The organism is Glycomyces sp. NPDC048151 (genome assembly GCF_043202775.1).
Classification (GTDB): domain Bacteria; phylum Actinomycetota; class Actinomycetes; order Mycobacteriales; family Micromonosporaceae; genus Glycomyces.
The window spans coordinates 371,414-397,222 of record NZ_JBIDBB010000001.1 but is presented as its reverse complement, the minus strand read 5'-3'; the positions used below and the strand labels follow the sequence as shown (position 1 = coordinate 397,222).

Here is a 25,809-nt window from a genome sequence, read left to right as displayed (position 1 = left end):
TCGGGTACGTTGTACCCAGTAATAGCATACGGCGTACCCGATTAGCAAGCGCGATACGATGAGGCCGCTATGGCGACACCACAGACGGGGGCGGGCGACCCCAGACGAAGCCTCGAGCTGCTCTGGCGCGAGTACGGACCGCAGGTCAGCAGACCGGGGCCGAAGCCGAAGCTCACCGTCGACCGCATCGTCGACGCCGCGATCACCGTCGCCGACCGGGAAGGCAGCTGCTTCGGGATGCGCAGCGTCGCCGCCGAACTCGGCGTCGGCGCGATGACGATCTACCGGTACGTCCCGGGCAAGCGCGAGCTCATCGACCTCATGGTCGACCGCCTCTCCCGGGTCGGCCCCGACGCGCCCGACCTCGGGACCCTCGCGTGGCGCGAAGGCCTCGAGCTGTTCGCCGAAGGCTCCTGGGCGGTCTACGAGGCGCACCCGTGGCTCCTGGAGATCAACCAGAAGCGGCCCGTGCTCGGCCCCGACTCGCTCGACGGCTACGACTTCGTGCTCGCCGCGTTCGACGCCCACGACCTGCCCGACCGGGAGGTCAACCTCGTCACCACGGCCATCATGAACATCGTCACCGGCACGGCCCGCCAGTACCTCATCCGCGACAGCGACGACGAGGCCCCCGAGACCGCCGAGCTCGAATGGTGGAACGCGCAGGGGCCGTACCTCGAACGCGCCATCGTCTCCGGCCGCTACCCGCGCCTCGCCCGCTTCACCTCGCCCGACGCGTGGGACCTCACCGGCCACGACGCCATGCGCTACGCCGTCGACCGCTTCCTCGACGGCCTCGCCCCCCGCATGGAGGCCAGCCGCAAGGACTAGCGGCGCTCGCCGGGGCGCACGAAGCCCGACTCGTAGGCCATGATGACCGCCTCCGTGCGGTTGCGCGCCCCCAGTTTCGTGAGCACGCTGCCCACGTGGGTCTTCACGGTCTCCAGGCCCAAGTAGAGGCGCGACGCGATCATCTGGTTCGACAGGCCCTCGGCGACCAGCCGCAGCACCTCCGCTTCGCGGCGGGTCAGCGCCACGGGACCGTGAAGGTTCCCGGGCGGCGGTGCGTGCGAGGCCGCGAGCGAACGGACCGCCTCGGGGAACAGCAGCGCGTCCCCCTGCGCGACGACCCGGACCGCCAGCGCGATCTGCGCGATGTCCGCCCGTTTCAGCACGAAACCGCTTGCGCCGCTGCGGAGCGCGTCGTAGACGTACTCGTCGTTCTCGAACGTGGTGATGACGAGGACCGGCGGCGGGTCGTCCAGTTCCGCGCGCAGCAGCCGGGTGGCGGCGATGCCGTCGAGGTCGGGCATGCGCACGTCCATGAGGACGACGTCGGGCCGGTGCCGCTTGACGAGCGGGAGGACCTGCGCGCCGCCGGGGGCCTCGGCGACGGGGTCGATGCCGGGCTGGGCGGCGAGGAGGGTGCGGAGTCCGCTGCGCACCAGGGGATCGTCGTCGGCGATGAGCACGGTGATCGGTGCGGGCTCGGGCGCAGCGGTGGAGCCGGGCGGGGTGGTCACCGCTCGATGATGACACCCCGTCCCGACGTCGGCCTCCCTCGCGGGAGTGAGAACGCGGTCAGCGCACCGCGACCGGGACGCGCTCGGCGGCGGGGGCGTCGGCGGGCCGGTCGGCCGCCAGGCGCCCGCTCATGACGATCCATGCGGCCACGACGGCGCACGGGACGATCCCGATGAGCGTCCCGGCGATCTGGTGGCCGTCGCCGAGGGCGGTGCCGATGAGCAGTGCGAACACCATGTTGTTGCCCGCGTGGGCGAGACTGGCGGTCCACACCGAGCCGCTGCGCATGCGCAGCCAGGTGAGGATGACCTCCTGGAGCATGAAGGAGACGGTCCAGACCGCGAGGCCGAGCACGACGTTGTCGAACTCGATGTAACCGAGGAACGCGAGCGGGTAGTGCCAGACGGCCCAGATCAGGCCCGTGAGCAGTGTGGACAGCATGGGGCGTTCGGGGAAGAGCCGCAGCCTGAGATAGCTCGTCCAGCCGAACTCCTCGCCCCAGTAGATCGGCGTCAGCACCACCACGACCGCGAGGAGGATCGCGATCGAGACCCACACGGGCGCGCCCGGCAGGAGCGCGAGCGCCGCGGGGTCGAAGACCCACAGGCCGACCGCGACCGCCACCGCGAGCGAAGCGCCGGCGAACGCGAGCGGGCCGAGCCACGCGGCGAGGTAGAGGCGCCACTGCTCGCGCAGGCGCAGCCGCAGGCCCGCATCGGCGAAGCCCTCCCGGGTGACCCATTTGCGCACGACGAACGCGGCGATCGCGGGCGTGAACGCGATGCCCGCCAACTGGACGAGCGGATTGACCAGCGACAGGCCGAACAGCAGCGGCGCGGCGAACATGCCCGCCCAGGCCATGCCGAACGATATGGCGATGAAGACGACGAGGCCCTTGGTTCTGGTTGGCACGGGGTGGTCCCTTCTCGAAACGATGTCGGGGCCAACGTTCGCCGCCGCGGGACTCCGGTGCCTCCCGAGCAGTGGGGAATCCCGTATCCCTCCCAGGAGGGAGCCGCGGCCCCGCCGCCGGTGCCAGACTCGACGGCATGCGACAGCTCCTGCACCCCTTGCGGCGCTTCCACCTCGGGTGGGCACACGCGTTCCTGGCCGCCGCGCTGGCGTCCCTGGTCGGCCTGCCGGTGGCGGCCGTGCTCGCGCTCGCGTGGCCCGGGCCGGTCCCCGGGCCCGTGCTTGCGGCGGCCGGGTGCGCGACGGTCGCGGCCTGCGGGCTGCCCGGGTTCTCGCGGCGGTGGGCGGTGGGCGCGGCGAACCGGCTGCTGGGCGCGGGACTGCCCGAACCCGTTGCGGCGCGGCGCTTCTCGACGGCGGCGTGGTCGCTCGTCTCGGTGTTCGCGGGCGCGGCGCTCATGTTCGTCTCGGTGGTGGCGCTGGTCGGGCTGGCGCTGCCGGTGGTCTGGCTCGACGGCGGCGAGTCCGTCACGATCCTCGTCCCGGTCGAGGTCCGACCCGGGGCGGCCGGAGCGTGGACATGGGCGGTCGCGGTCGGCCTGGTCGCCGCCGCGTTGTCGTGCAGCGCTGTGTACGGGGCGCTCATGCGGCGGCTGGCGGTGCGGCTGCTCGGTCCGGGGCTGGCCGAGCGCCTCGCGGCGGCCGAGGAGGAGGCCCGCCGGGTCGCTTCGCGCAACCGCCTGGCGCGGGAGCTGCACGACGCGATCGGGCACACGCTGACCGCCTCGACGATCCAGGCGGCGGTCGCCCGACAGGTACTCGAAACCGACCCGGAGTCGGCGCGGCTGGCGCTGGCGGCGATCGAGGAGTCGTCGCGTTCGGCCCTGGACGACCTCGACCGGGCGCTGGGCGCACTCCGCGAGGAGCCCGCGGCCCTGACGGCGGCGCCGACGCTCGCCGACCTGCCGCGGCTGGGCGAGCGGGTGCGCCAGGCGGGCACGGGGTTCGACCTCACGGTCGACGGCGAGCTCGGGGCGGTGCCCGCGACGGTGTCGCGGGAGGCCTACCGGATCGTCCAAGAGGGAGTGACGAACGCACTCAAGCACGGCGGCGGCGCCGCGGTCGAGGTGCGGGTGAGGGTCGCGGGCGAGCGGCTGGAGCTGGCGGTGTCCAACCCGGTCGAAGCGGGAACGGAGGGACCGGCGGGGATGTCCGGAGCCGGGCCCGGCGCGAGCCGGCGCGCGGGCGTGACGAGCAGCGGGCGCGCAGGCGGCGTGGAGGGCGGGCGCTCCGGAGTCCCCGGAGGCGGACGCGGCCTGGCCGGGATCGCCGAGCGCGCGCGACTCCTGGGAGGAGAGATGACCGCCGGTCCCGACGGATCGGACCGGTGGGCGATGCGGGCGTCGCTGCCGCTGCGCTCAGGCGAGAGCGCACCGGTCGGCGACGATGCCGGAACGTTCACGGCGTGAACGTTCGCGGCAGAACGCTGTCCGAGGCGTGAAGGTTCCCGGCGAAGCGCATTCGAAAGCACCTTCGCGGCGTGAACGATCTCGGCCCGCAAGGCTCACTTCGCGAGCCTTGCGGGCCGTAGAACTCAGACGGGCTGACCCTCTCTGCTCCGCCGGACTACGTCCACCGGAAGTACCAGGCCTTGGACCGGATCATGTGCTCGGCGAGGTCCTCAAGCGTCGGCACTCCGGAGTCGAGCAGGTCCGGGCAGTACGCGTAGACCTCGTTCGCGACCGCAAGGGCCTCTTCGGCATTGGGCGGGTGCGGCACGTACAGCTCGATCACGTCGTAGGTCATGGCGACCAGCTCGGCCTCGAAGCGGCGGTGCCAGCCGTGCAGGACGGCCGCGTGCTCGGCGCCGTACAGCTCCCAGTTCGTGGAGCCCTTCCACGGGAACATGGCCGGGATCTTCCAGCCCGCGTCGGTTCTGACCAGTCCGAGGAGGCCGTGCTGCTCGTGCGGCGTGGCGAAGTCGGAGTCGCCGCGGCGCGGCAGGATAGGGACGCCGCGGGCGGGCTCGCCCGCCTCGGCGGCCTTGTCGTGCAGGAGTTCGGCGGCGTCGATCTCGTCGGCGCGGGCGAGCTCGTCGTCGCCCTCGTGGATGATCGCCTCGCCGTTGTCGCGCCACTCCTCGGCAGACCCGAGGAGGACGGGCATCCAGCCGGTCTGGTCGGCGGCCTGGCGGATGTCGAGCCACCAGCGCAGGGCCTCGGAGGACCGGACGGCGAAGGCCCACATGGCGGTGTCGCCGCGGCGCACGAGCTGGTGCATCTTCGGCACGGCGAGTCCGGCGGCGCGCAGTTCGGCGCGGGGGGACCCGGCGATGTCGAGGGACTCGTCGTCCTCGATGCGCGGCATCATCTCGTCGCGGCCGGTCGTCGGCGCGCGCGGCGGGACGGGCTTGTCCAATGTGAGCAGTTCGCGGCGGGGCCGCTCGGGCACGAAGATCGCCGCCTCTGGTTCCGGTGCTGGAGCGCCCGCGGGCGCCGCGTCTAGTGCGAGGTCCGGTTCGGGGTCCTGGTCGGGCTCGTCGAGGTCCGGTACGGCCGTGAGGACCGGGCCGGCGGGCTCGGGCTCCGGCTCGTACTCGGGTTCGAGCGCGGGCACGAGACGCAGACCGGTGACTGGCGCCTGGGTAGCGATGCTGTCCTCCTCCGCAGGTTCCGGCGAGGGGGCCGGGCTGCTCTCGGGGGCGGCATCGTCAAGGGCGCCTGAGGAAACGCTCGGTTCGGGCGCGGTCTCGGGCTCAGGGGCAGGTTCGGGTTGGGCGGCGGGATCTGGCACTGAATCAGGTGTGTCCCGGCGCCCCAACAGACGCTGGAGAAGTCCCACAGTTCTCCATGATGCCCTGTCGCGCCGACAGATGAAACCCCGCCCCGGCGTTTCGTTTCCGAGTTATGCTTTCTATGGGATATACCGTCGAATGCATGGAGGAAGGATTCTCGCTCGAACTCGAACCGGAGGTCCGCGCCTGGCTGGAAAGCCTGCCGAGGCGCGAATACGACCGCGTCGAGTTCTACGGCGACCTGCTGGCCGACCAAGCGGATGCCTTGGGGGAGCCCTACTCGCGCCATCTCGGCGGCAAGCTCCGCGAACTGCGGTTCCACCTGCCGCAGCGGCAGGTACGCATCACGTACTGGCTCGCTCCGAACCGCCGCGTGGTGCTGCTGACGGTCTTTCCGAAGACCAGGGCCCGCGAACGGTTCGAGGTGGAGCGGGCACGAAAGGCGCAGGCCGAGTGCGAGTCGCGGCATCCGCACGCGACCGCCGTTTACGATCGAGACAAGGAGGAGATGTGATGCGCAGGTCGGAAGAACACACGGTGTGGCGCCGCAGCGGCTCGCACTCCGAGGAATACGAGGCCGCAAGGCGCGGATTCCTGCTCGGGAAGATGGTCTACGACCGCCGACGCGAGCTCGGCCTGAGCCAGGTTCAACTGGCGGAGAGGGCCGGCATGACCCAGCCGCAGCTGTCGCGGCTGGAAGGCGGCGGTGTCACTCCGACGATCCCGCTGCTCGAACGCCTGGCGGCGGCCCTCGAAGTGGACCTCGTCATCGACTTCCAGCCGCACGCGGCCGCCTGAGTCGGCCCGCGCCCGGGATTACTTGCCGCGGCCCTTCTTGAAGAGGAGGCCGAAGAAGAAGGCGCAGGTCAGGATGATGACCAGCACGGCAAGGAGTTTGAACAGCAGGCCCATCAGCGTTCCTCGGTTCCGGTAGGGCGGGGCATCATTTCACCTTGGTCAGTTCGGGGCGCTTGGGGTCGACGGTGTCGCCGCTCGACTTGCCGGTGAGGCGGCGCTTGACCCAAGGTGCGAGGTGCTTGCCCGCCCACTGGACGCCGTTCATCTCGCGGCGCGGCCGGGGCAGGTGCGGCAGCGGCTCGGACCAGGCCGGGTCGGCCTCGACGCCGAGGGCCTCGCACACGTCGAAGGCGACGCGCTGGTGCCCGTACGTGTTGAGGTGAAGGCGGTCCGCCGACCACAGGCGCGGGTCCTCGAAGGCCTTGTCTGCCCAGAGGTCGACGAGGATCGCGTTGTGGCGCTTGGCGACGCGCTTGTAGGCGTCGTTGGTGGCGACGAAGCGCTTGCGCAGGACCGCGATGCCGGGGATGTGCGGGGTGATGTCGGCGCACGTGAAGAGGATGACCTCGGCACCGGAGGCCTTGAGGAGGCGGACGACCTCGTGCGCGCGGGTGGAGAGCTGCACCGGGTTGAAGCCGGGGCGGAGGGCGTCGTTGCCGCCCGCGGCGAAGGAGACGAGGTCGGGGCTCTGCTTGATCGCGGGGACGACCTGCTCGTCGACGATGCGGTCGAAGAGGCGCCCGCGGATGGCGAGGTTGGCGTAGGCGAACGCCGGCCACTGCTCGGCGGCGCGGAGGGCGAACAGGTCGGCCCAGCCGCGGTAGCCCTCGCCGCCCGGGTCGGGGTCGCCGACCCCTTCGGTGAAACTGTCGCCGATGGCTACGAAACTCGAGTACTCCGCCGCCATTGCACCCCACCTCCGTCTGAGCCGTTCCGCTGCACGTCGCCCAGCCGCGGTGACGGCGCGGGCGCTGACCAGCATGCCTCATCCAGATAACGATCGGATTGCGATCAGGTGGCGAGCACGGCCACAGCCGTCCACAGCGAGCGGTGAAGCGGCGGGAGGGCGTCGGCACCGAGACTGGCCGACCCCCTCCCGCCACCGCTGGTCGCCCCGCGGCGCGGGGCGGGCTCGTGTTCGGCGGTGAAGGCTAGGCGTGCTCGCGGTGCACGACGACTTCGCCCGCCGGGACGTCGATCAGGGCGTCGGCCGATTTGACCTGCGCGTCGGCGTCGGTGTGGTTGATGCAGAACAGCCAGCTGCGGCCGTCCTCGTGTGCGCGCCGCACGACCTCGACGCCGACCGGGGCCTCGGCCGCCGGGGTGACGCCCGCGTCCTGCGCCGCCGCCGCGACGATGCGGTCGAGGGTGGTGTCGTCGGGGAACGTCGTCAGGTAGTGCGCGGTGCCCTCGCCGAAGCGGTTGACCAGCCACGCCGGGGTCCCGTCCGCGTAGGTGTCGCGCACCTCGGCCCCAGTCGACGCGGCGTCCTCGCTCCAGATCGTGCCGTGCCCGCCCGAGGCGAGCTCCACGCGGCCGCCGATGAGCGGGTAGAACTCCTCGCTGCGCACGCCGAGCACGTCGCGGAGCGCGCCCGGGTAGCCGCCGAGGTAGACCGTGTCGGTCTCGTCGGCGATCCCTGAGTACGGCGTGACGAGCACGGTGCCGCCGCCGTCCACGAACCGCCGCAGGTTCTCCGCGCCCTTGCGCGAGAGCAGGTAGATCGCGGGGACGACCACGAACTTGTACTTCGACAGGTCCCCTTCGGGCTCGGCGACGTCGGCGGTGATGCCCGCCCGCCACAGGGCCGCGTAGTAGACGTTGAAGATGCCCTGCGGGTCGAGTTCGTTCGTGGGGCGGGCCTCGTGTTCCTGCGCCCAGCGGTTCGGGAAGTCCCACAGGATCGCGGTCGCCGCGCTCACCGTGGAGCCCTCGACCTCGGCCAGCTCGCCCAGGCGCGCGCCCAGCTCGCAGACCTCGCGCCAGATCTTGGAGTCGGTGCCCGCGTGCGGGACCATCCCCGAGTGCCACTTCTCGGCGCCCTGCTTCGAGGCGCGCCACTGGAAGAACATGATCGCGTCCGCGCCGCGCGCGAAGTGCGCGAGCGAGTTGCGGAGCATCTCGCGCGGGGCCTTCGCCCGGTTGCGGCCCTGCCAGTTGACGGCGGACGTGGAGTGCTCCATGAGGATCCACGGCCTGCCCGCGCCCAGCGAGCGCGCGTAGTCGGCCGCGAAACCGAGGTTGACGTGCGCGTCGGCGTCCTCGCCCGCGAGGTAGTGGTCGGTCGAGACGATGTCGACGGCCCCGCTGAACTCCCACAGGTCGATGTCGGCGTGCGAGCCGGTCATGAAGTTCGTGGTCATGGGCTTGTCGGAGTACTTGCGGATGACCGCGGCCTCGGCCTTGTAGTTCTGCACCAGCTGCCAGGACGAGAACCGCTTCCAGTCGAGCACCTGGCCCGGGTTGGGGATCGTCGGGGTCGGCAGCGGCGCGTACACCTGGTCCCAGGAGGAATAGGCCTGCGACCAGAACGCGGTGCCCCAGGCGGCGTTCAGGCCGTCGAGGTCGCCATAGCGCTCGCGCAGCCACACGCGGAACTTCGCGGTCGCGGCCTTCGTGTACGAGCGGGCGTTGTGGCAGCCGTACTCGTTGTGGATGTGCCACAGGCCGACGGCGGGGTGGTCGGCGTACCGCTCGGCGATCTTCTCGGCGATCGCGAGGGCCTTGGCGAGGTAGACGTCGGAGGACGGGTCGAAGCCCTGCCGGGAGCCGTGCGTGAGCTGGCGGCCCTCGGCGTCGACCATGACCGCTTCCGGGTAGTGGGCAGCGAACCACGGCGGCGGGGACGCGGTGGGGGTGGCGAGGCAGGCTTCGATGCCGTTCTGGTGCAGCAGGTCCAGGACCTCGTCGAACCAGGCGAACTCGTAGCGGCCTTCCTCGGGCTCGAAGAGGGCCCAGGAGAAGATGCCGACGCTGACGCGGTTGACGCCCGCCTCGCGCATGAGGCGCATGTCCTCGGCCCAGGTCTCGCGGGGCCACTGCTCGGGGTTGTAGTCACCGCCATAGACGATCGCCATGCGGGGTGCTCCTTCGCTGGGGAGGTATTGGGTGCGCACTCCAGGCTACGGGAACCGAGAGCAGGCTTCAACCCCATTGACCAGCTTTTTCGCCCCGTTTTACAAAGTTTCGCGGAGGCGTGGCGAAGGTCTCGAAACGTTTCAATCGCGAGCGCCTGAGCAGGCGAAACCGCCTCCTGGACTGTGCGCCGCTAGGCCGTGTACCAGAGCGCCGCGCCCGGTTCGACCCACCAGGTGCGCTTGCGCCCGAGTTCGCTGACGAGCCCGTCCTGGATGAACGTCACCGAGTCCTCCGGGTGCACCGCCACGGCCCGCCCGCGCGCGCGCCGCACTTCGATGCGCAGCCTCTTCCGCAAGCGCCCCACGGTGACCGGCACCGCGACCGCGACGTCGACCTTCCCGTCGGCCGGGTCGGGCTCGGCCAGGACCATGTCGTCGGCCGCCGCGTACCCGTCGGCGTTCGCGACCACGCACGCCAGGATCTGCTCGGAGCCGTCGGCCAGCACCACGTCGTCGATGTTCACGACCCCGCGCCACGGCCGGTCGCCGCCGCCGAGCCGCACGCCGTCGACCGCGACACCGCCGCCGTCGTGACGCAGCAGATCAGTGCGTTTCACCACTCCCTCGGCGACCGCCGCGGCGACCTCCGCGGGCTTCTCGGGGAGGCCGAGCCGCGCGACGATCCCCGGGACGGTTCCCAAGGGCAGGATCGCGACCGCGGGCAGGTCGGGGATGGTGCGCCCTTCCGGCAGGCCCTCGGGGCGCTTGCTCGGTGCCGGGGCGGCCTGGCGCACGAGCCGCGCCATCACGGCGTTGACCTGCTCGTCCGTGTCCGCGCAGAGCACGATCCGCTCGTCCGGGTCGGACAGCGCCGCGTCGACGTCCTCGGGTTTGTCGGCTTCGGCGGTGCGCACGGCCGCGCCCCGCGCCTTGAGCTCGTCCACCAGGTGCAGCGCCTGGGTGCGCGGCCCGGGGTTCGCGCAGTTGGCTTCCACGAGTGTCAGTACGACGACGTTCACAGCAGCCCACACTACGGTGTGATGAGGGTCCAACTCATAGCGCTCGGGCCTGGTGAGACACGAGGTCACCGCATGCCAGTAGGCTTACCAAGTAATCGGGTGATCAACTTCCCGGGAGGATGGGCAGATGCCAGCGATCGCGGTCGTCGGAACGCAGTGGGGCGACGAGGGCAAGGGCAAGGTCACCGACCTGCTCGGCGCCGAGATGGACTACGTCGTGCGCTACCAGGGCGGCAACAACGCCGGGCACACCGTCGTGACCCCTGACGGCACGAAGTACGCCATCCACCTGGTGCCCGTGGGCATCCTGACGCCGGGCGTCGTCCCCGTCATCGGCAACGGCGTCGTCGTCGACCCGAAGTTCCTCATCTCCGAGCTGGACGAGCTCATCAGCGGCGGCGTCGACGTCTCCAACCTGAAGCTCTCCTCGGACGCGCACCTCATCATGCCGCACCACCGGGCCCTCGACCGCGTCGTCGAGCGGTACCTCGGCGGCGCCCGCATCGGCACCACCGGCCGCGGCATCGGCCCGGCCTACGCCGACAAGGTCGCGCGCCAGGGCATCCGCGTGCAGGACCTGCTCGACCCGAAGATCCTCTCCATCAAGCTGGAGCAGATCCTCCGCGAGAAGAACCAGATCCTCGTGAAGGTCTACAACCGCAAGGCGATCGACCCGCAGGCCGTGGTCGAGGAGTACCTCGGGTACGCCGAGCGGCTCAAGCCGTACATCGCCGACACGCGCCTGCTGCTCAACCAGGCCCTCGAAGCGGGCAAGAACGTGCTCCTCGAAGGCGCCCAGGCGACCATGCTCGACGTGGACCACGGCACCTACCCGTTCGTGACCTCCTCGAACCCGACGACCGGCGGCGCGTGCGTCGGAACCGGCATCGCGCCGAACAAGATCACGACCGCGATCGGCATCATCAAGGCGTACACGACCCGCGTCGGCTCGGGCCCGTTCCCGACCGAGCTGTTCGACCAGTACGGCGAGTTCCTGCTCAAGAAGGGCGGCGAGTACGGCGTCACCACGGGCCGCCGCCGCCGCTGCGGCTGGTTCGACGCGGTCCTCGGCCGGTACGCGGTGCGCGTCAACGGCATCACCGACCTGTTCGTGACGAAGCTCGACGTGCTCTCCGAGCTCGAGCGCGTCCCGATCTGCGTCGCCTACGAAGTGGACGGCGAGCGCGTCGAGGAGATGCCGATGACGCAGACCGACGTGCACCACGCGAAGCCGATCTACGAGTACCACGACGGCTGGTTCGAGGACATCTCCCACTGCCGCAAGTTCGACGAGCTGCCGCTCAACGCGCAGCGGTACATCGAGCGCCTCGAAGAGCTGTGCGGCGCCCAGGTGAGCGTCGTCGGCGTCGGCCCGGGCCGCGAAGAGAACATCATCCGCCACCCGATGATCTAGCGCGACAAGCGAAAAGGGCGCCGACCATAGGCCGGCGCCCTTCGCTGTGCCTAGCGTTCGTAGACGGGCTGCCCCATCCACCAGTTGCCGGGCGCGTCGGGGTCGGTGCTCGACCAGTACTCGACGATCGCGGAGGTGAACTCGTCGGCGGTGAGGGTCCCGTCGCCGTCGAGGTCGAGGTGCGCGAAGGCCTTCTCGGTCTGGTCGCGGTCGAGGTCGGGGAAGTGCCCGCGCTGGAACGCCGCGAACTCGTTCAGGCTGACGGTGCCGCTGCCGTCGTCGTCGGCGATCGAGAGGAACGCCCGCGCCAGCGCGCCGACGGTGGACTGCGCGGCGGCCGGGTCGTCGGCGAGGGACGCGACGACGGCGACGAAGGCCGCCTTGTCGATGTGGTCCTGGCCTTCGGGCAGGCTCGGGCGGTGGAGGTCGTTCCAGATCGCGACGTACGCGTCGATGATGCGGGCCTCCTCCGGCGAGCCGGTCGTGTAGCCGAGGTTGGCGGCGGTGCGCTGCCCGAGGACGACGTGGTCGTGCTCGTCGAGGCGGCCGTCGCCGTTGGCGTCGAGGTAGTCGAAGCCGTGGGCGATCTTGGCGGTGAGGATGTCGTCGGTCATGGCCTGCTCCATACGTCGGTGGTGTCGATCGGATGCAGGATCGCAGAGCGGGCCACGGGAATCGGGGAAGCGGACGCGGTGTCGCGCCGGTCAGAAGTGTGTCGCCACGCCGAAGGCCTCGCGGAGGCGGCGCATGTCGTCGCGGTCGCGTCCGGTCGGCTCGTAGCCCTGGTGGAACTCGACCTGCTGTTCGACCGACAGGCACGGGACCGTCTCGCCCGCAATCGATCCGGTGACGAAGGCGCTCGCGGGGTAGCGGAACGGCTTTCCTTCTTCCAGCGAGGACTGCTCGGCTGAGCCGTCTTCGTTGAACCGCAGCGGGTGCAGGTCGATCTCGCGCCCCTCGGGGCCGGTGACGACGAACCGGGCGGGCCGCCAGTCGAGGGTCTCGGCGTATCCGAGGCCGGCGAGCACGTCGAGCAGTCGCGGCTCCTGCTCGGCCCGGTGCATCAGGTCGAGGTCGCGGTGCGGGCGGGTCTGTTCCCCGAGGAGGGCGTCGATGCCCCAGCCGCCGCCCACCCAGACGTCGACTCGCGCCTCGCGGATCGCGGCCAGCAGGGCGAGCGCGGTTTCGGATTCCATCGCCCGAGACGATACCGGGCACGCGAACGCCGCCGCCCCAAGCGGTCCCGGGCGGGACCGTCGGGGCGGCGTCGGCGGTTCGGCTAGGCGGCCAGGGCGTCCTCGATCTTGCGGGTCATGTCGGCCATGACGGGGCTGGGCCCGCCCTTGTGGGCGCGGTTGGCGGCCTCGATGACGATGCGGATCGTGGAGCGGAAGTTCTCGGCTTCGGCCGGGTCGTGGGCTTCCAGGACCCGCACCGACTCGGTGATCGCGGGGAACACCTGGTCGGCGAGTTCGGCGGTGGACTTGCCCTTGAGCTTGACGCCCTTGGCGTCCGCGACGACGTGGCCGACGGTGCCCGTGGCGGCGACCAGGGCCAGGCCCGCCTCGGTGCCGATCTTGTGGGCCGACCCGGCGAGCCCGGCGGCGGAGAGGAGGGAGACGACGCCGTAGGCGGCGGTGCGGACGGTGATCTGGTCCTGGGTGGAGAGGCTGGCGGTCATTTCGGTGCTCCTTCAAGCGTTTCGGTGAGGTGTTCCTCGTTGATGAAGCAACTATGTCGGCCCGCGCTTGCACGCCCCTGACACCGCTCTGACACGTCCGCTGACATGTGCACCGGCCGCGTGGAGCGCTTCGGCGGAGAAAACCCGCGTATCACTCGCGCACCACCGGCCCCGGTGCGATGCTGGAGTCATGCCACCCCGAGGTTCTCGTCCCGCGTGAGCGGAGAAGGCACATGAGCAGCGAAGACGCCCATTACGTGACCGTCGGCGACGGCACTGTCGTCGCCGGGGCCGTGAGCGGCGAGGGGCCGCCCCTGGTGTTCGTGCACGGGATCATCGGCGACGGCGCGAGCGACTGGCAGGCGCTGGTACCGCACCTGGCCGACCGGTTCACCTGCCACCTGCCGAGCCTGCGGGGGCGGGGCCTCAGCGGTGCGAGCCCTGACCTGGGCTTCGCGCGGCTCATCGACGACCTCCTGGCGTACGTCGCGAGCATTCCCGGGCCCGTCGGCCTGGTCGGATGGTCCCTGGGCGCGGGCATGGCGCTCGCCGCCGCGGGCACGCGGCCCGGCGCGGTCGACGCGCTGGCGGTGGTCGAGCCCGGGATGCCGGGCCTGATGACGCCGGAGGAGCAGGCGGGGATCGGCGCCGCGATCGGCGGCATGGCCGAGCAGGCGGCCGCTGGCTCGAACTTCGACGCGGTGCGCGCGTTCGCCGGGTTCGTCTTCGAACCCGACGACATCGCGGCCGCGGAGGACTCCGGATACTTCGCGGCCACTGAGCGGTACGTCCCGGCGATGCTCGACTTCTTCGGGCAGCCGCCGCAGGGGCCGGCCCCGGACGACCCGGTTTTGCTCGGCGCGATCACCGCGCCCGTGCTGGTCCTGCACGGACCTGATCCGAAGCCGTACGTCGCCGCGGGCGTGCGGCAGGTCGTCGATCACGTTGCGGCCGTGCAGGTCCGGGAGATCACCGGGGCGGGGCACGCCATCCCGCTCACCCACCCCGCGCCGCTCGCCGAAGCGCTCGCCGAGTTCTTCACGGGCAGGGACCCGCAGGGGCATCACGTCTGAGCGGCTGGACCGATGAATCTCGGTCGGCCGCCTCGTCCTCACTGTGGCGAGCGCGTTCGCTCCCGTGAACCGTGAAGGAGCCCGACATGGACGATCGCGAACCGCAGCAGGCCGAAGGCAAGGTCATACTCCACTTCAGCATGTCACTGGACGGGTTCGTGGCGGGACCGGGCGACGACTTCGCCTGGTTGGAGGGCGTCACCGGCCGGGACGGCGTGATCGAGGAGTACGAGGCGACCACGGGCGCGGTCCTCGGCGGACGGGACGGCTGGGACCGCGACCCGACCGCCCGGCCGTACAGCGACAACTGGAACGGGCCGATCTTCATCCTCACCCACCACCCCGAGGACGCCGTCCCCGGCGAAGGCGTGACGTTCCTGAACTGCGATGCGGCAGAGGCGGTCCGGATCGGACTGGAGGCCGCGAACGGCAAGAACCTCGAGGTCCACTCGCCGAACATCGGCCGCCAGCTGCTCGAACGCGGCCTGGTCGACGAGATCGACCTGCACGTCGCGCCTGTGCTGCTCGGCGACGGCATCCGCTTCTTCGACAACCCCGGCGGCAAGCCGATCCGCCTCAGGCACGCGCAGGGATCGACGCCCTTCGCCGAGATCGACGTGCGGTTCCACCTGCGGGACAAGCCCTAGACGCGAACGAGCCCGGGACCCCTCCCGGAGTCGCGTTGGTACAACCGGGGTCTCGGAGGTCTCGCCCGGAGCCCTCACCGTCCTGTCGGGAGCACCCCCATGAACCGTTCCGCAGATCCTGTCCTTCCCCGCATGCCCGGTTCGGCGATCCTCGCGGTGGTGTTCCTCGGGCTCCAGGCCCTCCTCGGACTGGGCATCGGCGTCGCCTCCGCGTCGCTGGGTTCCCTGGGACTGACTGTGCTGGTGTTCGCAGCTGGCGTACTGAACGCGGTGCTCGCCGTCGGCGTCGCGATGCGCAAGAACTGGGCGCGTATGACCGGGATGGTGCTGTGCGGCGTCGCGATCGGATTCACGGTCATCGGCATGTTCGTCGCGGCGGCCGAGGGGGTCCCGGCGGGCAACCCGGCGGGGCTGGGCATCGCGATCCTCCTGTGGTTCTTCCTCGCGCACAAGAACTCCCGGGCCTGGTGCAACGACCTCGGCCGGGAGGCGGCCGTACTCGGGCCGCGCGGCGGGGCCGACGAGCCGTTCACGTACCGCGACCGGGTCGAACTCGTGGAGGACTTCGCGAAAGCGGGGCTCCGGGCGGGGGCGGTCGGCACGGTCGTCGATCTGCCCGCCGCGCCGGGCACCGTCGTCGTGGAGTTCGACGACCACCCGGACCGCGAGCCGGTCCAGGTGACGCTGCATATCGACGAGATCCGGCCGGCCATCGCGGCCGGTTAGGCCCTCGGCCGGTTCAATCGGCGAGCGGCCTGGCCATGAACCGCTCGACGCCCGGTTCGGCGCCGCCCGGCGGCGCGATGTCGGTGAAGCCGTTGCGGCGGTACAGGAGTGCGGCGGCCGTGTTGTGCTCGTAGACGGTGAGGCGCAGTTGCTCCGCGCCCTCGGTCCTCGCCCATGAGGCGACCGCGTCGATGAGGGCGTCCGCTACGCCCCGGCCTCGTGCTTGGGGGTGCACCCACATGGCGATCAGCTCGCGCGCGGCCGGATCGCCGGTCGGGACGCCGCTGGCCATCCCGGCCGGGCGGCCGTCGGTCTCTGCGACGAGGTTGCGCGAACCGGGCATCGCCAGGCGCGACCGCCAGGCCTCCTCGGCCGCGTTCTGCCAGTCCGCCAGCCGCGACCCGAAGGCGTCCGGGGCGTCCGCGAGCGCGGCGAGCCGCAGCTCCCTCCACAAGCGCCAGTCGTCCTCGGTGAGGACCCGCAATCCGGTCATCTCCGCATTGTGGCAGTCCCGGCCGCCGCCGCGCACGGCTGATTCCGGCACCGCCGAGGAATGCCACGAACGGGCGGAGGCCTCCGGCCGGGCCGCTTCGCGCTCGGACACGAACCTGCGATTCGCGGGCACGCAGGGGTACCGTCCGACCACGGTTCGCCGCTATAGTGCGGATTGGACGCTGTTCGCGCCGATTCGCCCCTTAGGAGCGGCTATGAGGACAATGACGACCTGCGTAGCGGCCGCGATGCTGCTGCTCGCCGTATCCGCCTGCAGCCCAGAGGAGTCCGAGGAGGGCGACGGCTCGATCGTCTTCTGGACCCCGTACACGACGCCCGAGCGGATCGCGGCGCAGCAGCCGGTGATCGACGCGTTCACCGCGGCCACCGGCATCGAGGTCGAGATGGTGCCGCTGGAGCCCGACCAGGCCGGGCAGACGCTCGTCACGTCGGCCGCTTCGGGGGACGTGCCGGACGTGATCGCGCACAACCCGTCGAGCACGGCCGCGTGGGCCGCGCAGGGACTGCTCGACGACCAAGCGCCGCAGGAGGTCGTGGACGAGCTGGGCGCCGACACGTTCAGCGCCGCGGCGCTGGAGATGGTCACGATCGACGACCGCCTGCACGCCGTCCCGTCGGACGGGTGGGGGCACACGATCGCGTACCGGACCGACCTGTTCGAGGCGGCCGGGCTGGAGCCGCCCGCGTCGGTCGCGGACATCGCGGCGGCGGCCGAGGCCCTCGATGCGGACGGCTTGGCGGGCATCGCGATCGGGACCACCCCTGGCGACGTGTACACGCAGGAGGGCATCGAGTCGATGCTGCTCCCGTTCGGCTGCCAACTCGCGACGGACGGCGCCGTCACGATCGATTCGCCCGAGTGCGTCGAGGGCCTGGCGCACTACCAGCGGCTCGCGGCGGCGGCCGGTCCGGCGCAAGTGGACGTCGAGGCGGCGCGGGCGGCGTACCTGTCGGGGTCGGCGGCGATGGTGCTGTTCTCCTCGCACATCGTCGACGAGGTCGCCGCGCTCGACGTGGACAACCCGGTGACCTGCGCCGAATGCGCGGAGAACCCGCGGTTCCTCGCCGAGAACACCGCGTACCTGACGACGTTCACCGGGACCGGCACCGAAGCGCCCGTCGAGTACGGGCAGACGACGAACTACGGGATCCCGGCGGGCGCGAACACCGCCGACGCCAAGGAGTTCGTGAAGTTCATGCTCACCGACGGGTACGTCGAGAACCTCGCGTCGGCGACCGAGGGCCGCATCCCGGTGCGGCCGGGCCCTGAGGCAGGGTCCACGGAGTACCTGGACGCGTGGTCGAAGCTGCCGTTCGGGAACGACCAGGCGCAGGAGGTCTCGATCGAGCAGGTCTACGGCCCCGCGCTGGTCGAGCGGCTCGCGGCCGGGGCGGAGGAGTTCACGCGCTGGGGCTGGGGGACGCCGGACGCGGAGCTCGCCGGGATCGTGTTCTCCCAGACGCTGCTGGCGACCGAGGCCGAGGCGCTGTTCGACGGCGCCCCGCCCGCCGAGGTCGCGGCGGCGATGGCCGCGAGCGTCGAAGCGGCGCAACAGGACCTGGGCGGATGAGCGGCTCCGGGCGGCCGAGTTCGAACACGGTCCGCGATCCGGTGTCGGACCCCCGTGCGACCGTTGCAACCGGGGGCCCTTCCCCGGCGCCCCGTAAGACTGTTCGCATGCCCGGCCGCCGCCCGATGACGATGGCGCGGCGCGAGGACCTGCACGGGCGGCTCCTCGTGGGCCCCACGGTGATCGTCGTGCTGCTGTTCGCGGTGCTGCCGTTCCTGGCGGTCGCGCTGTTCGCGTTCCTCGACGTGCGGCTCGTCGACATCCCGCGCCTCTACATCGACAACCTCGTGTTCACCGGCGAGAACGTCGCGGCCGTCTGGAACTCGCCGCGTTTCTGGTCCGCCGCGACCACCACCGTGGTGTACGCGGGGGCCTCCTCGGCCGGGGCGGTGCTCGTCGGCCTCGCCGTCGCGCTCGCGCTGCGGCGGCCGTTCCGGGGGCGCGGGCTCATCCGGGCGCTCGTGCTCGTCCCGTACGTGCTGCCCGTGGTCGCCGCCGCCACGATCTGGAAGACCCTGCTCAACCCCGGGTACGGCCTGGTCAACGCGGTCGGCGTCGAATGGCTCGGCTGGGCCGAGCCGATCGCGTTCCTCACCACGACCAGCCGCGACCTCGGGCCGTTCGCGGTGCCCGTGGCGCTGTTGTGCGTCATCGCGTTCGAGGTGTGGAAGACCTTCCCGCTCGCGTTCCTGTTCATCACGGCCAGGCTGCAGGTGGTGCCCGAGGACATCGAGGAGGCCGCGCAGATCGACGGCGCCGGGAAGACCCGGGTCTTCCGGCACCTGCTGCTGCCCGAGCTCGCCGGGGTGATGGCGCTGCTCGCGGTGCTGCGGTTCCTGTGGTCCTTCCAGAACTTCAACGACATCTACCTGCTCACCGGCGGCGCGGGCGGCACCGAGGTGCTCGCCGTGCGCGTCTATTCGGAGCTGGTGGTGCGCGCCAACATCGGGACGGCCAGCGCGACGGGCCTGCTCATGACCGGGATGCTCGTGGTCGTGGTCGCGGTGTACGCGTGGATGATCAAGCGGGAGAAGGCATGAGGCGACCGACCACTGAGGACCGCGTGCTCGGCGTGCTCCGCTGGGCCGTCATCAGTGCCGCCGTCCTCGCCACCGCCGGGCCGCTGCTGTACGGGATCCTGCTCTCGCTGCGGCCCTTCCAGTCCGTGGTGTCCGAGCCGCTCGACCTGTTCCCCGCCCCCGACGAGGCCACGTTCGACGCGTACCCGACCGCGATGGCCGAGTACGGGCTCGGCGGCAACATGTGGAACTCCCTGCAGGTCGCGCTCGCCACGGCCGCGCTCGCGATCCTCTTCAGCGTCCTCGGCGCGTACGCGGCGGTGCGGCTGCGCTTCTTCGGGCGGAACGCGGTCAACGTCGTCTTCCTCGGCGTGTACCTCCTCCCCGGGATCGTCCTCGCGGTGCCGCTGTTCGTGCTGCTCAGCCGGGTCGGGCTCACCGGGTCGCTCGTGGGCCTGGTGTTCGTGTACGTCGCGCAGACCGTCCCGGTGGCGCTGTACATGCTCCGCACCTACCTCGTCGCCGTACCGTCTTCAGTGGAGGAGGCGGCGATGATCGACGGGTGCGGGCGGCTCGCGCTCATCCGCCGCGTCGTCCTCCCGCTCGCCCTCCCCGGCGTCGCCGCGACCGCCCTCTACGTCTTCATGATCGCCTGGAACGAGTACCTGTTCGCGCTGCTGTTCCTCGTCGCCGACCGCGACCGGTGGACGGTCTCCCTCGGCATCGCGCAGCTCACCGAGTTCTCGGTGCCCACCACGGTGCTCATGGCCGGGTCGATCGCGATCACCGTGCCGGTGGTCGCCGGGTTCTTCCTGGCGCAGCGGCTGCTCGTCACGGGACTCACATCGGGAGCGGAGAAAGGCTGAGGCGCATGGCGATACGACTGGGGATCCTCGGGGCGGGGGCGCGCGGCTCCGACACGTACGGCCGGTGGGCGCTGGAACGGCCCGGCCGCGCTTCCATTGCGGCCGTGGCCGATCCGGTGCCGCACCGGCGCGACAGGCTCGCCGACGCCGGGGGCGTGCCCGCCGCGCACCGCTACCCCGACTGGCGCGACCTCGTCGCCGACGCCGCCGCGACCGGCCTGGACGCGCTCGTGATCGCCCTCCCCGACCGGCTGCACATCGAAGCCGCGCTCGCCGCCGTCGAGACCGGCCTGCCGATCCTCCTCGAGAAGCCCGCCGCGACCACGCCCGAGGACCTCGAAGCGCTCGCCGAAGCCGCACGGGACCGCAAGGCCCGCATATGGGTCAGCCACGTCATGCGCTACCAGCCGTTCTGGCTCGCGATCCGCCGCATCGTCGACTCCGGCGCGGTCGGGCGGCTCGTCACCATGCGCATCGAGGAGAACATCGGGTTCTGGCACTACGCGCACTCGTACGTGCGCGGCAACTGGCGCAGCCTCGCCGTCTCCAGCCCGATGGTGCTCGCCAAGACCTGCCACGACCTCGACGTCATCCGCTGGTTCGCGGGCGAGTCCCCCGCCACCGTCGCCAGCGCCGGGAGCCTGAGCTACTTCCGGCCCGAGAACGCGCCCGAAGGCGCGCCCGACCACTGCCTGGACGGGTGCCCGGCCGCCGACTCGTGCCCGTTCTACGCCCCGCGCTACTACGTTGCGGCCCTTGCGGACCGGGACGGCTGGCCGGTCGCGCTGCTCGGCGACGACCCGAGTCCGGAGGGGCGTCTGGAGGCGCTGCGGCGCGGGCCGTACGGGCGGTGCGTGTTCCGCTGCGACAACGACGTGGTGGACCACCAGCAGACGGTCGTCGCGTTCCCGGGCGGGCTCACCGCGACCTTGTCGACCTCGGCGTTCACCGGGCAGAACACGCGGACGGTGCGGTTGACGGGGACGGCGGGGGAGATCGCGGGGAACCTGCGGACGGGTGCGCTGGAGGTCGACCTGTTCTCGCCGACGGCGGTGCTGCCGGTGGTCCCGGGGGCGCGGGCCGGTACTGGTTTCACGCGGGAGCCGATGGGGCACAGGGTGTTCGAGTACTACGCGGGCCCGGTCGACGCCGATGGGGAGCCGGACGACCGGGGGCATTCGGGCGGGGACGCGGCGCTCATCGACGCGTTCGTCACCGCGCTGGAGGGCGGCGAGTCGGCGGCGTCGGACCTGGAGGCCGCGCTGGACAGCCACCGGATGGCTTTCGCGGCCGAGCGGGCGCGGCTCGAACGGCGCACGATCCTCTGGGAGGCAATGTGACTTGGTGGCGGGACGCGGCGATCTACCAGGTGTACCTGCGCAGTTTCGCGGACGGGAACGGCGACGGGGTCGGCGACATCGCGGGCCTGGAGTCGCGTCTGGGGTACCTGCGGGACCTCGGCGTCGATGCACTGTGGATCAACCCGTGGTACGCCTCGCCGATGGCCGACGGCGGGTACGACGTGGCCGACTACCGGGCCGTCGACCCGTCGTTCGGGACGCTCGGCGAGGCCGAGCGGCTGATCGCGGCGGCGCACCGGCACGGGCTGCGGGTGATCGTCGACCTCGTGCCGAACCACACGTCGGATCAGCACCCGTGGTTCCAGGAGGCGCTGCGGGCCGGGCGGGGTTCGCCTGCACGCGAACGGTTCCACTTCCGGGACGGGACGAACAACTGGCAGTCGCGCTTCGGCGGCCCCGCTTGGTCGCAAGTGGACGACGGGCAGTGGTACCTGCACCTGTTCGACTCGTCGCAGCCGGACCTGAACTGGGACCACCCGGACGTGCGGGCCGAGTTCGAGTCGATCTTGCGGTTCTGGCTCGACCGCGGCGTGGACGGCTTCCGCATCGACGTGGCCGCGCGCCTGGTCAAACAGGTCGGGCTGCCCGACAAGCGCGGCCTGTTCGAGGGCGTGCCGACGTTCGAGGACGCCGACGACGAGCCCGACAAGGACCGGCCTGAGGTGCACGGGATCTACCGCGACTGGCGGCGCGTGCTCGGCGAGTACGGGCCCGACCGGGTGTTCGTGGGCGAGATCTGGGTGCGCGACCCCGAGCGTTTCGCCAAGTACCTGCGACCCGATGAGCTCCACACGGCGTTCAACTTCGCGTTCCTCAAGTGCGCGTGGGACGCCGGGGCGCTGCGGGCGGTGATCGACCGGACCCTCGCGACGCACGCGACGGTGGGCGCTCCTGCGACGTGGGTCTTGTCGAACCACGACGTGACGCGGCACGTGACCCGCTACGGCCGCAAGGACAGCGCGTTCATGAAGCGCGAGCACGGCGTCCCGGCCGACCTCGCGCTGGGCGTGCGGCGGGCGCGGGCGGCGGCACTGCTGAGCATGGCGCTGCCCGGCGGCGTCTACGTGTACCAGGGCGACGAGCTGGGCCTGCCCGAGGTGTTCGATCTTCCGGACGAGCTGCGGGAAGACCCGGTGTTCCGCCGGACGGGCGGCCTCGACCTGGGCCGCGACGGATGCCGCGTGCCGCTGCCGTGGGACGGTGAAGAGCCGCCGTTCGCGTTCGGGACGGGAGGCTCGTGGCTGCCGCAGCCGCCCGAGTGGCGGGAGCTGACGGCGGCGCGGCAGCTCGGCGACCCGGACTCGGTGCTGTCGCTGTACCGGCTCGCGCTGCGCGTGCGCCGGGACGAGGCGGCGCTGGGGGACGGCGGGATGCGCTGGCTCGACGCCGGGCCGGGCGTCCTCGCGTTCGAGCGGGACCCCGGTTTCGCGTGCGTGGTGAACCTGACGGACGAGGACATCGCAGTGCCCGAAGGGGAACCGCTCGTCGCGAGCGCGCCGCTCGCAGGCGGGCGGCTCCCGGCGGACGCGGCGGTGTGGCTGCGCACCGCCAGCTGAGTCACTCAGGTTCTGGCGCTTCGAGCCAGAGTTCGGGGACGCGGGCCTTGACCGCGGCCATCGCCTCGACGTGGGTGCCGCGCGGGAGCCGGATCATGTACCGGGGCGGGTCGGCGGGGAGGAGCAGCCGTTCGACGAGCGGGTCGCCGCGGTCGATCGGCTCATGCAGGCGCAGGTCGAGGGACCAGGAGATGAAGAAGGAGTCGGGGAGGGGCGAGGAGTGGGCCACGACGTACTCGTGGAGGCCGATCCCGGCGACGTCGTTCCAGGGGACGACGGCGGCGGTGCCGTCGTCGGTCAGCCACAGGCCCGCGGAGTCGGTGCTGATCACGGTCCCGCGGATCTTCCGGGCGTGCCGCAGGCAGAGGAAGGCGAGTGTGCCGCACAGCAGCAGGACGAAGCCGCTCAGCAGGACCGACCCGAGCGGGTACTGGGCCCGGACCGTGTAGCTGCCCGTCGCGATCCTGAGGAACGTTCCGAGTACCGCGAGCGCGGCGAGAGCGACGCCGAGCAGCGTCCACAGGCGCGCGGCGCGGCGGCCGATCGGGACGTGCGTCGCGTCCGGTTCGGGGGAGCGGGTCGGTGCGGGGTACATGGCGGTCCAGCCTACGGGCGGCACGCCAGTGCGCTCGTGCGTGGCGTGGTTCGCCGTGTCTCGCTACAGTTGCGGCCGAGGAGGTGAGCCGTGCGCAGGAGCTCGGAATGGGTGGCCATCGAGCGCAGTTCGCCGACCCGCCGGATCTCCTCGCTGGTGCTCTACTCGCTCGCGTGCGCGGCGTTCGTCGTCGGCCTGTACCTGCTCGTGCGCACCGAGCCGGACACGCTCGACTCGGGTGAGCCGAACCCGGTGGCCGCGCTGCCGGGGTTCTTCACCGTTATCGCGGTGCTGGGGGCGACGAGCTTCCTCGTGCCGCTCGTGCGGCCGCCGAAGCTCATGGTGAACCACTTCGGGCTGCGGGTGCGGGCCGGATTCGGCAAGAGCCTGCTCATCCCGTGGAGCAACATCGAGGAGCTGGCCGCGATCCACGTCGGGTCGAAGCGGCGCGGCGCCGCCTATCTGCTGTTCGCGGCCGACAACTACCTGGGGCGCGGCGGCTCGGACCGGCCCGGGTTCCTCGGGCGGTCGGTGCTGCGCGAGGCCAACCGGGCCACCGAAGGGCTCGTCGCCGGATTCGACCTGGCCGTGCGCTGCAAGGACTTCGCGCTCGAACCGCAGCAGCTGCTGGCGCGGCTCGCGTCCTTCGCTCCCGGGCACGTGCAGGTCGTCGACCGGCTCTGAGCCGCGACGCGTCGGCCTGTTCGCCCTGAGCGAAATTCTCTCTGATCGCACGTCGCGGCCCTGCGGGTCGCGCCGCGCCTTGCCAAGCGGCGCACAGGATGCGCGCCTTGCCCCAAATGCCGCTCCCTGACCCGTGCTGGTGGTCCGTACACTGGAAGCGACCTGACCGTCCCGCGCCCCTGGACGAGCGGTCACCGCAACCGACCGGCCTGCCGCGCCGGCGGACCGTCCAGCATTGGGGGTACCCGTGGCGTCGATCCCGGACGAAGGCCTGCGCGCGACCCTGGCCACCATGGCGCCCGGCACCGCGCTGCGCGACGGCCTCGAACGCATCCTGCGCGGCCGCACCGGCGCGCTCATCGTCGTCGGCTGCGACAGCCTCGTCGAGGAGATCTGCACCGGCGGCTTCGAGCTCGACATCGAGTTCTCGGCCACCCGCCTCCGCGAACTGTGCAAAATGGACGGCGCGATCGTCATCACCACCGACGGCTCCCGCATCGTCCGCGCCGGCGTCCACCTCATGCCCGACCCCTCGATCCACTCCAACGAATCGGGCACCCGCCACCGCACCGCCGAACGCGTCGCCATCCAGACCGGCTTCCCCGTCATCTCCGTCAGCCAGTCGATGCACACCATCGGCCTCTACATGGGCTCCATCCACCACCTGCTCGAGCCCTCCACGCAGATCCTCTCCCGCGCCAACCAGGCCCTCGCCACCCTCGAACGCTACAAACTGCGCCTCGACGAAGTCGCCGGAAGCCTCTCCAGCCTCGAGATCGAAGACCTCGTCACCGTCCGCGACGCCGTCACCGTCCTCCAGCGCCTCGAAATGGCCCGCCACATCGCCGACGAAGTCGAAGGCCACGTCATCGAACTCGGCACCGACGGCCGCCTCCTCGCCCTCCAGCTCGACGAGCTCATGGCCGGCGTCGACACCGACCGCGAACTCATCGTCCGCGACTACCTCCCCGACGGCGCCGACTACCGCAAGGCCCTGCGCACCGTCGACGCCATGAGCTCCCCCGAACTCCTCGACCTCATCGCCGTCGCCCGCTCCCTCGGCTACCCCAACTCGCCCGACGTCCTCGACCGGCGCGTCAGCCCCCGCGGCTACCGCATGCTCGCCAAGGTCCCGCGCCTGCCCGAGACCGTCATCGAACGGGTCGTCGGCCACTTCGGGGCGCTCCCCGAACTCCTCGGCGTCACCGTCGAGGAACTCCAGGACGTCGACGGCATCGGCCCCGGCCGCGCCCAGAGCATCCGCGAATCGCTCACGCGCCTCGCCGAAGTCTCGATCCTCGACCGCTACCTCTAAGTCAGCCGCAGGCTCGTCGGCGACGACACCGCGTCGCCCAGCCGCGCCCGCAGCTCGTACTCGCCCGCCGGAAGCTCCCGGCGCGAACCCGCGCACTCCTCCTCCGACGCCAGCCCGTCCACCGTGAACTCCACGGTCTGCCCCGCGCCGTCGGCCAACTCGACCTGCTCGCCCTGCGGCGTCTCGCAGTGCGCGGTCGAATAGACGACGTCCGCACCGGCCGTCAGCTCCACCGCCACCTCCCGCAGATCCGCCGTGCACGCCGTGTCCGCGCCGCTCGCCACCAGGACGCTCACCGGCACCTCCGATCCCGACCGCGCCTCCCCGAACGCCGCCACCACCTGCAGCATCAGATCCTCCGGCGCGCACGCCGACACCGGCTCCACCGTCGGCGACTCGCTCGGCTCAGCAGCGGGCGTCGTCTCCTTCACGTACGGCCGGTTCAACGTCGTCGTCGGCGACGGCGCCTGCCACTCGCCCGGCGACGCGTCGGCCTCCGCCGCGGGCTCCTCCCCGCCGCCGCCCAGCGCGCCCACGCCCAGCACCACCAGGAGCACCACCGCGAGCACCGCCCCGGCCACGATCGCCCGCCGCCTCCAGTAGACCGACTCCGGCTCCGAGCCCTTCACGAACCTGCCCTTGAAACCCTGCACGCCGGGACGCT

General features: G+C 71.5%; 27 protein-coding genes. 15 read left to right on the top strand and 12 right to left on the bottom strand.

Annotated features, from left to right (window positions below; translation table 11 throughout):
* Positions 1 to 69: 69 nt before the first annotated feature.
* Positions 70 to 831 carry a TetR/AcrR family transcriptional regulator C-terminal domain-containing protein gene (locus ACGGCP_RS01935; RefSeq protein WP_392959704.1) on the top strand — a complete coding sequence of 254 codons (762 nt, stop codon included), beginning with the start codon at positions 70 to 72 and terminating at the stop codon, positions 829 to 831.
* On the opposite strand, the gene ACGGCP_RS01930 is transcribed toward ACGGCP_RS01935, so the two are convergent.
* The gene (locus ACGGCP_RS01930; protein ID WP_392959701.1) at positions 828 to 1,523 is read right to left on the bottom strand and encodes a response regulator; all 696 of its coding nucleotides are present in this window, start codon (positions 1,521 to 1,523) and stop codon (positions 828 to 830) included. The genes ACGGCP_RS01935 and ACGGCP_RS01930 overlap by 4 nt on opposite strands.
* A gap of 58 nt (positions 1,524 to 1,581) precedes the next feature.
* Complete coding sequence (locus tag ACGGCP_RS01925) at positions 1,582 to 2,436, bottom strand: CPBP family intramembrane glutamic endopeptidase (RefSeq protein ID WP_392959699.1); 855 nt, start codon at positions 2,434 to 2,436, stop codon at positions 1,582 to 1,584.
* A gap of 137 nt (positions 2,437 to 2,573) precedes the next feature.
* On the opposite strand from ACGGCP_RS01925, the gene ACGGCP_RS01920 reads away from it, so the two are divergent.
* Entirely contained in the window at positions 2,574 to 3,905 is a 1,332-nt protein-coding gene (locus ACGGCP_RS01920) for a sensor histidine kinase (RefSeq protein ID WP_392959696.1), read from the top strand.
* Positions 3,906 to 4,062: 157 nt separating this feature from the next.
* On the opposite strand, the gene ACGGCP_RS01915 is transcribed toward ACGGCP_RS01920, so the two are convergent.
* Positions 4,063 to 5,229, bottom strand: a complete 1,167-nt coding sequence (locus tag ACGGCP_RS01915) for a DUF4253 domain-containing protein (protein ID WP_392959693.1) — start codon at positions 5,227 to 5,229, stop codon at positions 4,063 to 4,065.
* A gap of 122 nt (positions 5,230 to 5,351) precedes the next feature.
* Between ACGGCP_RS01915 and ACGGCP_RS01910 the strand changes: the two genes are divergently transcribed.
* Positions 5,352 to 5,744, top strand: coding sequence for a type II toxin-antitoxin system RelE/ParE family toxin (locus tag ACGGCP_RS01910; protein ID WP_392959691.1), 393 nt, complete (start codon positions 5,352 to 5,354; stop codon positions 5,742 to 5,744).
* Positions 5,744 to 6,028, top strand: coding sequence for a helix-turn-helix domain-containing protein (locus tag ACGGCP_RS01905; RefSeq protein WP_392959688.1), 285 nt, complete (start codon positions 5,744 to 5,746; stop codon positions 6,026 to 6,028). The genes ACGGCP_RS01910 and ACGGCP_RS01905 overlap by 1 nt, the downstream gene beginning before the upstream one ends.
* A gap of 145 nt (positions 6,029 to 6,173) precedes the next feature.
* Here ACGGCP_RS01905 and ACGGCP_RS01900 read toward each other — a convergent pair whose 3' ends face one another.
* The 3 genes from ACGGCP_RS01900 to ACGGCP_RS01890 all read right to left on the bottom strand — a co-directional run bounded on the left by ACGGCP_RS01900 (position 6,174) and on the right by ACGGCP_RS01890 (position 10,124).
* Complete coding sequence (locus ACGGCP_RS01900) at positions 6,174 to 6,935, bottom strand: SGNH/GDSL hydrolase family protein (RefSeq protein ID WP_392959685.1); 762 nt, start codon at positions 6,933 to 6,935, stop codon at positions 6,174 to 6,176.
* A 244-nt stretch (positions 6,936 to 7,179) separates the two neighbouring features.
* Positions 7,180 to 9,105 carry a beta-galactosidase gene (locus tag ACGGCP_RS01895; RefSeq protein ID WP_392959681.1) on the bottom strand — a complete coding sequence of 642 codons (1,926 nt, stop codon included), beginning with the start codon at positions 9,103 to 9,105 and terminating at the stop codon, positions 7,180 to 7,182.
* Positions 9,106 to 9,296: 191 nt separating this feature from the next.
* Complete coding sequence (locus ACGGCP_RS01890) at positions 9,297 to 10,124, bottom strand: diacylglycerol kinase family protein (RefSeq protein ID WP_392959678.1); 828 nt, start codon at positions 10,122 to 10,124, stop codon at positions 9,297 to 9,299.
* A 127-nt stretch (positions 10,125 to 10,251) separates the two neighbouring features.
* On the opposite strand from ACGGCP_RS01890, the gene ACGGCP_RS01885 reads away from it, so the two are divergent.
* Positions 10,252 to 11,538: an adenylosuccinate synthase gene (locus tag ACGGCP_RS01885; RefSeq protein WP_392959675.1), complete on the top strand. Its 1,287-nt coding sequence runs from the start codon at positions 10,252 to 10,254 to the stop codon at positions 11,536 to 11,538.
* A gap of 50 nt (positions 11,539 to 11,588) precedes the next feature.
* Here ACGGCP_RS01885 and ACGGCP_RS01880 read toward each other — a convergent pair whose 3' ends face one another.
* The 3 genes from ACGGCP_RS01880 to ACGGCP_RS01870 form a co-directional block, all read right to left on the bottom strand.
* A complete protein-coding gene (locus tag ACGGCP_RS01880; RefSeq protein ID WP_392959672.1) occupies positions 11,589 to 12,152 on the bottom strand; it encodes an EF-hand domain-containing protein in 564 nt (187 codons plus the stop codon).
* 90 nt (positions 12,153 to 12,242) lie between these two features.
* Complete coding sequence (locus ACGGCP_RS01875; protein WP_392959671.1) at positions 12,243 to 12,734, bottom strand: nucleotidyltransferase domain-containing protein; 492 nt, start codon at positions 12,732 to 12,734, stop codon at positions 12,243 to 12,245.
* A gap of 83 nt (positions 12,735 to 12,817) precedes the next feature.
* Complete coding sequence (locus tag ACGGCP_RS01870; protein ID WP_392959668.1) at positions 12,818 to 13,219, bottom strand: hypothetical protein; 402 nt, start codon at positions 13,217 to 13,219, stop codon at positions 12,818 to 12,820.
* A gap of 233 nt (positions 13,220 to 13,452) precedes the next feature.
* Between ACGGCP_RS01870 and ACGGCP_RS01865 the strand changes: the two genes are divergently transcribed.
* The 3 genes from ACGGCP_RS01865 to ACGGCP_RS01855 all read left to right on the top strand — a co-directional run bounded on the left by ACGGCP_RS01865 (position 13,453) and on the right by ACGGCP_RS01855 (position 15,665).
* Positions 13,453 to 14,292, top strand: a complete 840-nt coding sequence (locus tag ACGGCP_RS01865; protein ID WP_392959667.1) for an alpha/beta fold hydrolase — start codon at positions 13,453 to 13,455, stop codon at positions 14,290 to 14,292.
* Positions 14,293 to 14,378: 86 nt separating this feature from the next.
* Positions 14,379 to 14,939 carry a dihydrofolate reductase family protein gene (locus ACGGCP_RS01860; RefSeq protein ID WP_392959664.1) on the top strand — a complete coding sequence of 187 codons (561 nt, stop codon included), beginning with the start codon at positions 14,379 to 14,381 and terminating at the stop codon, positions 14,937 to 14,939.
* A gap of 99 nt (positions 14,940 to 15,038) precedes the next feature.
* Positions 15,039 to 15,665, top strand: a complete 627-nt coding sequence (locus ACGGCP_RS01855) for a hypothetical protein (protein WP_392959662.1) — start codon at positions 15,039 to 15,041, stop codon at positions 15,663 to 15,665.
* A 13-nt stretch (positions 15,666 to 15,678) separates the two neighbouring features.
* Here the strand turns inward: ACGGCP_RS01855 and ACGGCP_RS01850 are convergent, their stop codons facing one another.
* Complete coding sequence (locus ACGGCP_RS01850; RefSeq protein WP_392959660.1) at positions 15,679 to 16,158, bottom strand: GNAT family N-acetyltransferase; 480 nt, start codon at positions 16,156 to 16,158, stop codon at positions 15,679 to 15,681.
* Positions 16,159 to 16,372: 214 nt separating this feature from the next.
* Here ACGGCP_RS01850 and ACGGCP_RS01845 point away from each other — a divergent pair, with 214 nt between their 5' ends.
* From ACGGCP_RS01845 to ACGGCP_RS01825, 5 genes are all read left to right on the top strand, one after another.
* Complete coding sequence (locus ACGGCP_RS01845; protein ID WP_392959657.1) at positions 16,373 to 17,749, top strand: ABC transporter substrate-binding protein; 1,377 nt, start codon at positions 16,373 to 16,375, stop codon at positions 17,747 to 17,749.
* Positions 17,750 to 17,856: 107 nt separating this feature from the next.
* Positions 17,857 to 18,789, top strand: coding sequence for a carbohydrate ABC transporter permease (locus tag ACGGCP_RS01840; protein ID WP_392959654.1), 933 nt, complete (start codon positions 17,857 to 17,859; stop codon positions 18,787 to 18,789).
* Positions 18,786 to 19,634 carry a carbohydrate ABC transporter permease gene (locus tag ACGGCP_RS01835; RefSeq protein WP_392959652.1) on the top strand — a complete coding sequence of 283 codons (849 nt, stop codon included), beginning with the start codon at positions 18,786 to 18,788 and terminating at the stop codon, positions 19,632 to 19,634. Before ACGGCP_RS01840 ends, ACGGCP_RS01835 begins: the two co-directional genes overlap by 4 nt.
* A 5-nt stretch (positions 19,635 to 19,639) precedes the next feature.
* Positions 19,640 to 20,974 carry a Gfo/Idh/MocA family protein gene (locus ACGGCP_RS01830; protein ID WP_392959649.1) on the top strand — a complete coding sequence of 445 codons (1,335 nt, stop codon included), beginning with the start codon at positions 19,640 to 19,642 and terminating at the stop codon, positions 20,972 to 20,974.
* Positions 20,971 to 22,551, top strand: coding sequence for a glycoside hydrolase family 13 protein (locus ACGGCP_RS01825; RefSeq protein WP_392959647.1), 1,581 nt, complete (start codon positions 20,971 to 20,973; stop codon positions 22,549 to 22,551). Before ACGGCP_RS01830 ends, ACGGCP_RS01825 begins: the two co-directional genes overlap by 4 nt.
* 1 nt (position 22,552) lies before the next feature.
* Here the strand turns inward: ACGGCP_RS01825 and ACGGCP_RS01820 are convergent, their stop codons facing one another.
* Entirely contained in the window at positions 22,553 to 23,146 is a 594-nt protein-coding gene (locus tag ACGGCP_RS01820) for a hypothetical protein (protein ID WP_392959645.1), read from the bottom strand.
* 90 nt (positions 23,147 to 23,236) lie between these two features.
* Between ACGGCP_RS01820 and ACGGCP_RS01815 the strand changes: the two genes are divergently transcribed.
* Entirely contained in the window at positions 23,237 to 23,830 is a 594-nt protein-coding gene (locus ACGGCP_RS01815; protein WP_392959642.1) for a hypothetical protein, read from the top strand.
* A gap of 247 nt (positions 23,831 to 24,077) precedes the next feature.
* Positions 24,078 to 25,145: a DNA integrity scanning diadenylate cyclase DisA gene (disA, locus tag ACGGCP_RS01810; RefSeq protein ID WP_392959639.1), complete on the top strand. Its 1,068-nt coding sequence runs from the start codon at positions 24,078 to 24,080 to the stop codon at positions 25,143 to 25,145.
* Here the strand turns inward: disA and ACGGCP_RS01805 are convergent.
* On the bottom strand, positions 25,142 to 25,798 hold the full coding sequence (locus tag ACGGCP_RS01805) for a hypothetical protein (RefSeq protein ID WP_392959637.1): 657 nt from the start codon (positions 25,796 to 25,798) through the stop codon (positions 25,142 to 25,144). The genes disA and ACGGCP_RS01805 overlap by 4 nt on opposite strands.
* Between the last annotated feature and the right edge of the window lie 11 nt (positions 25,799 to 25,809).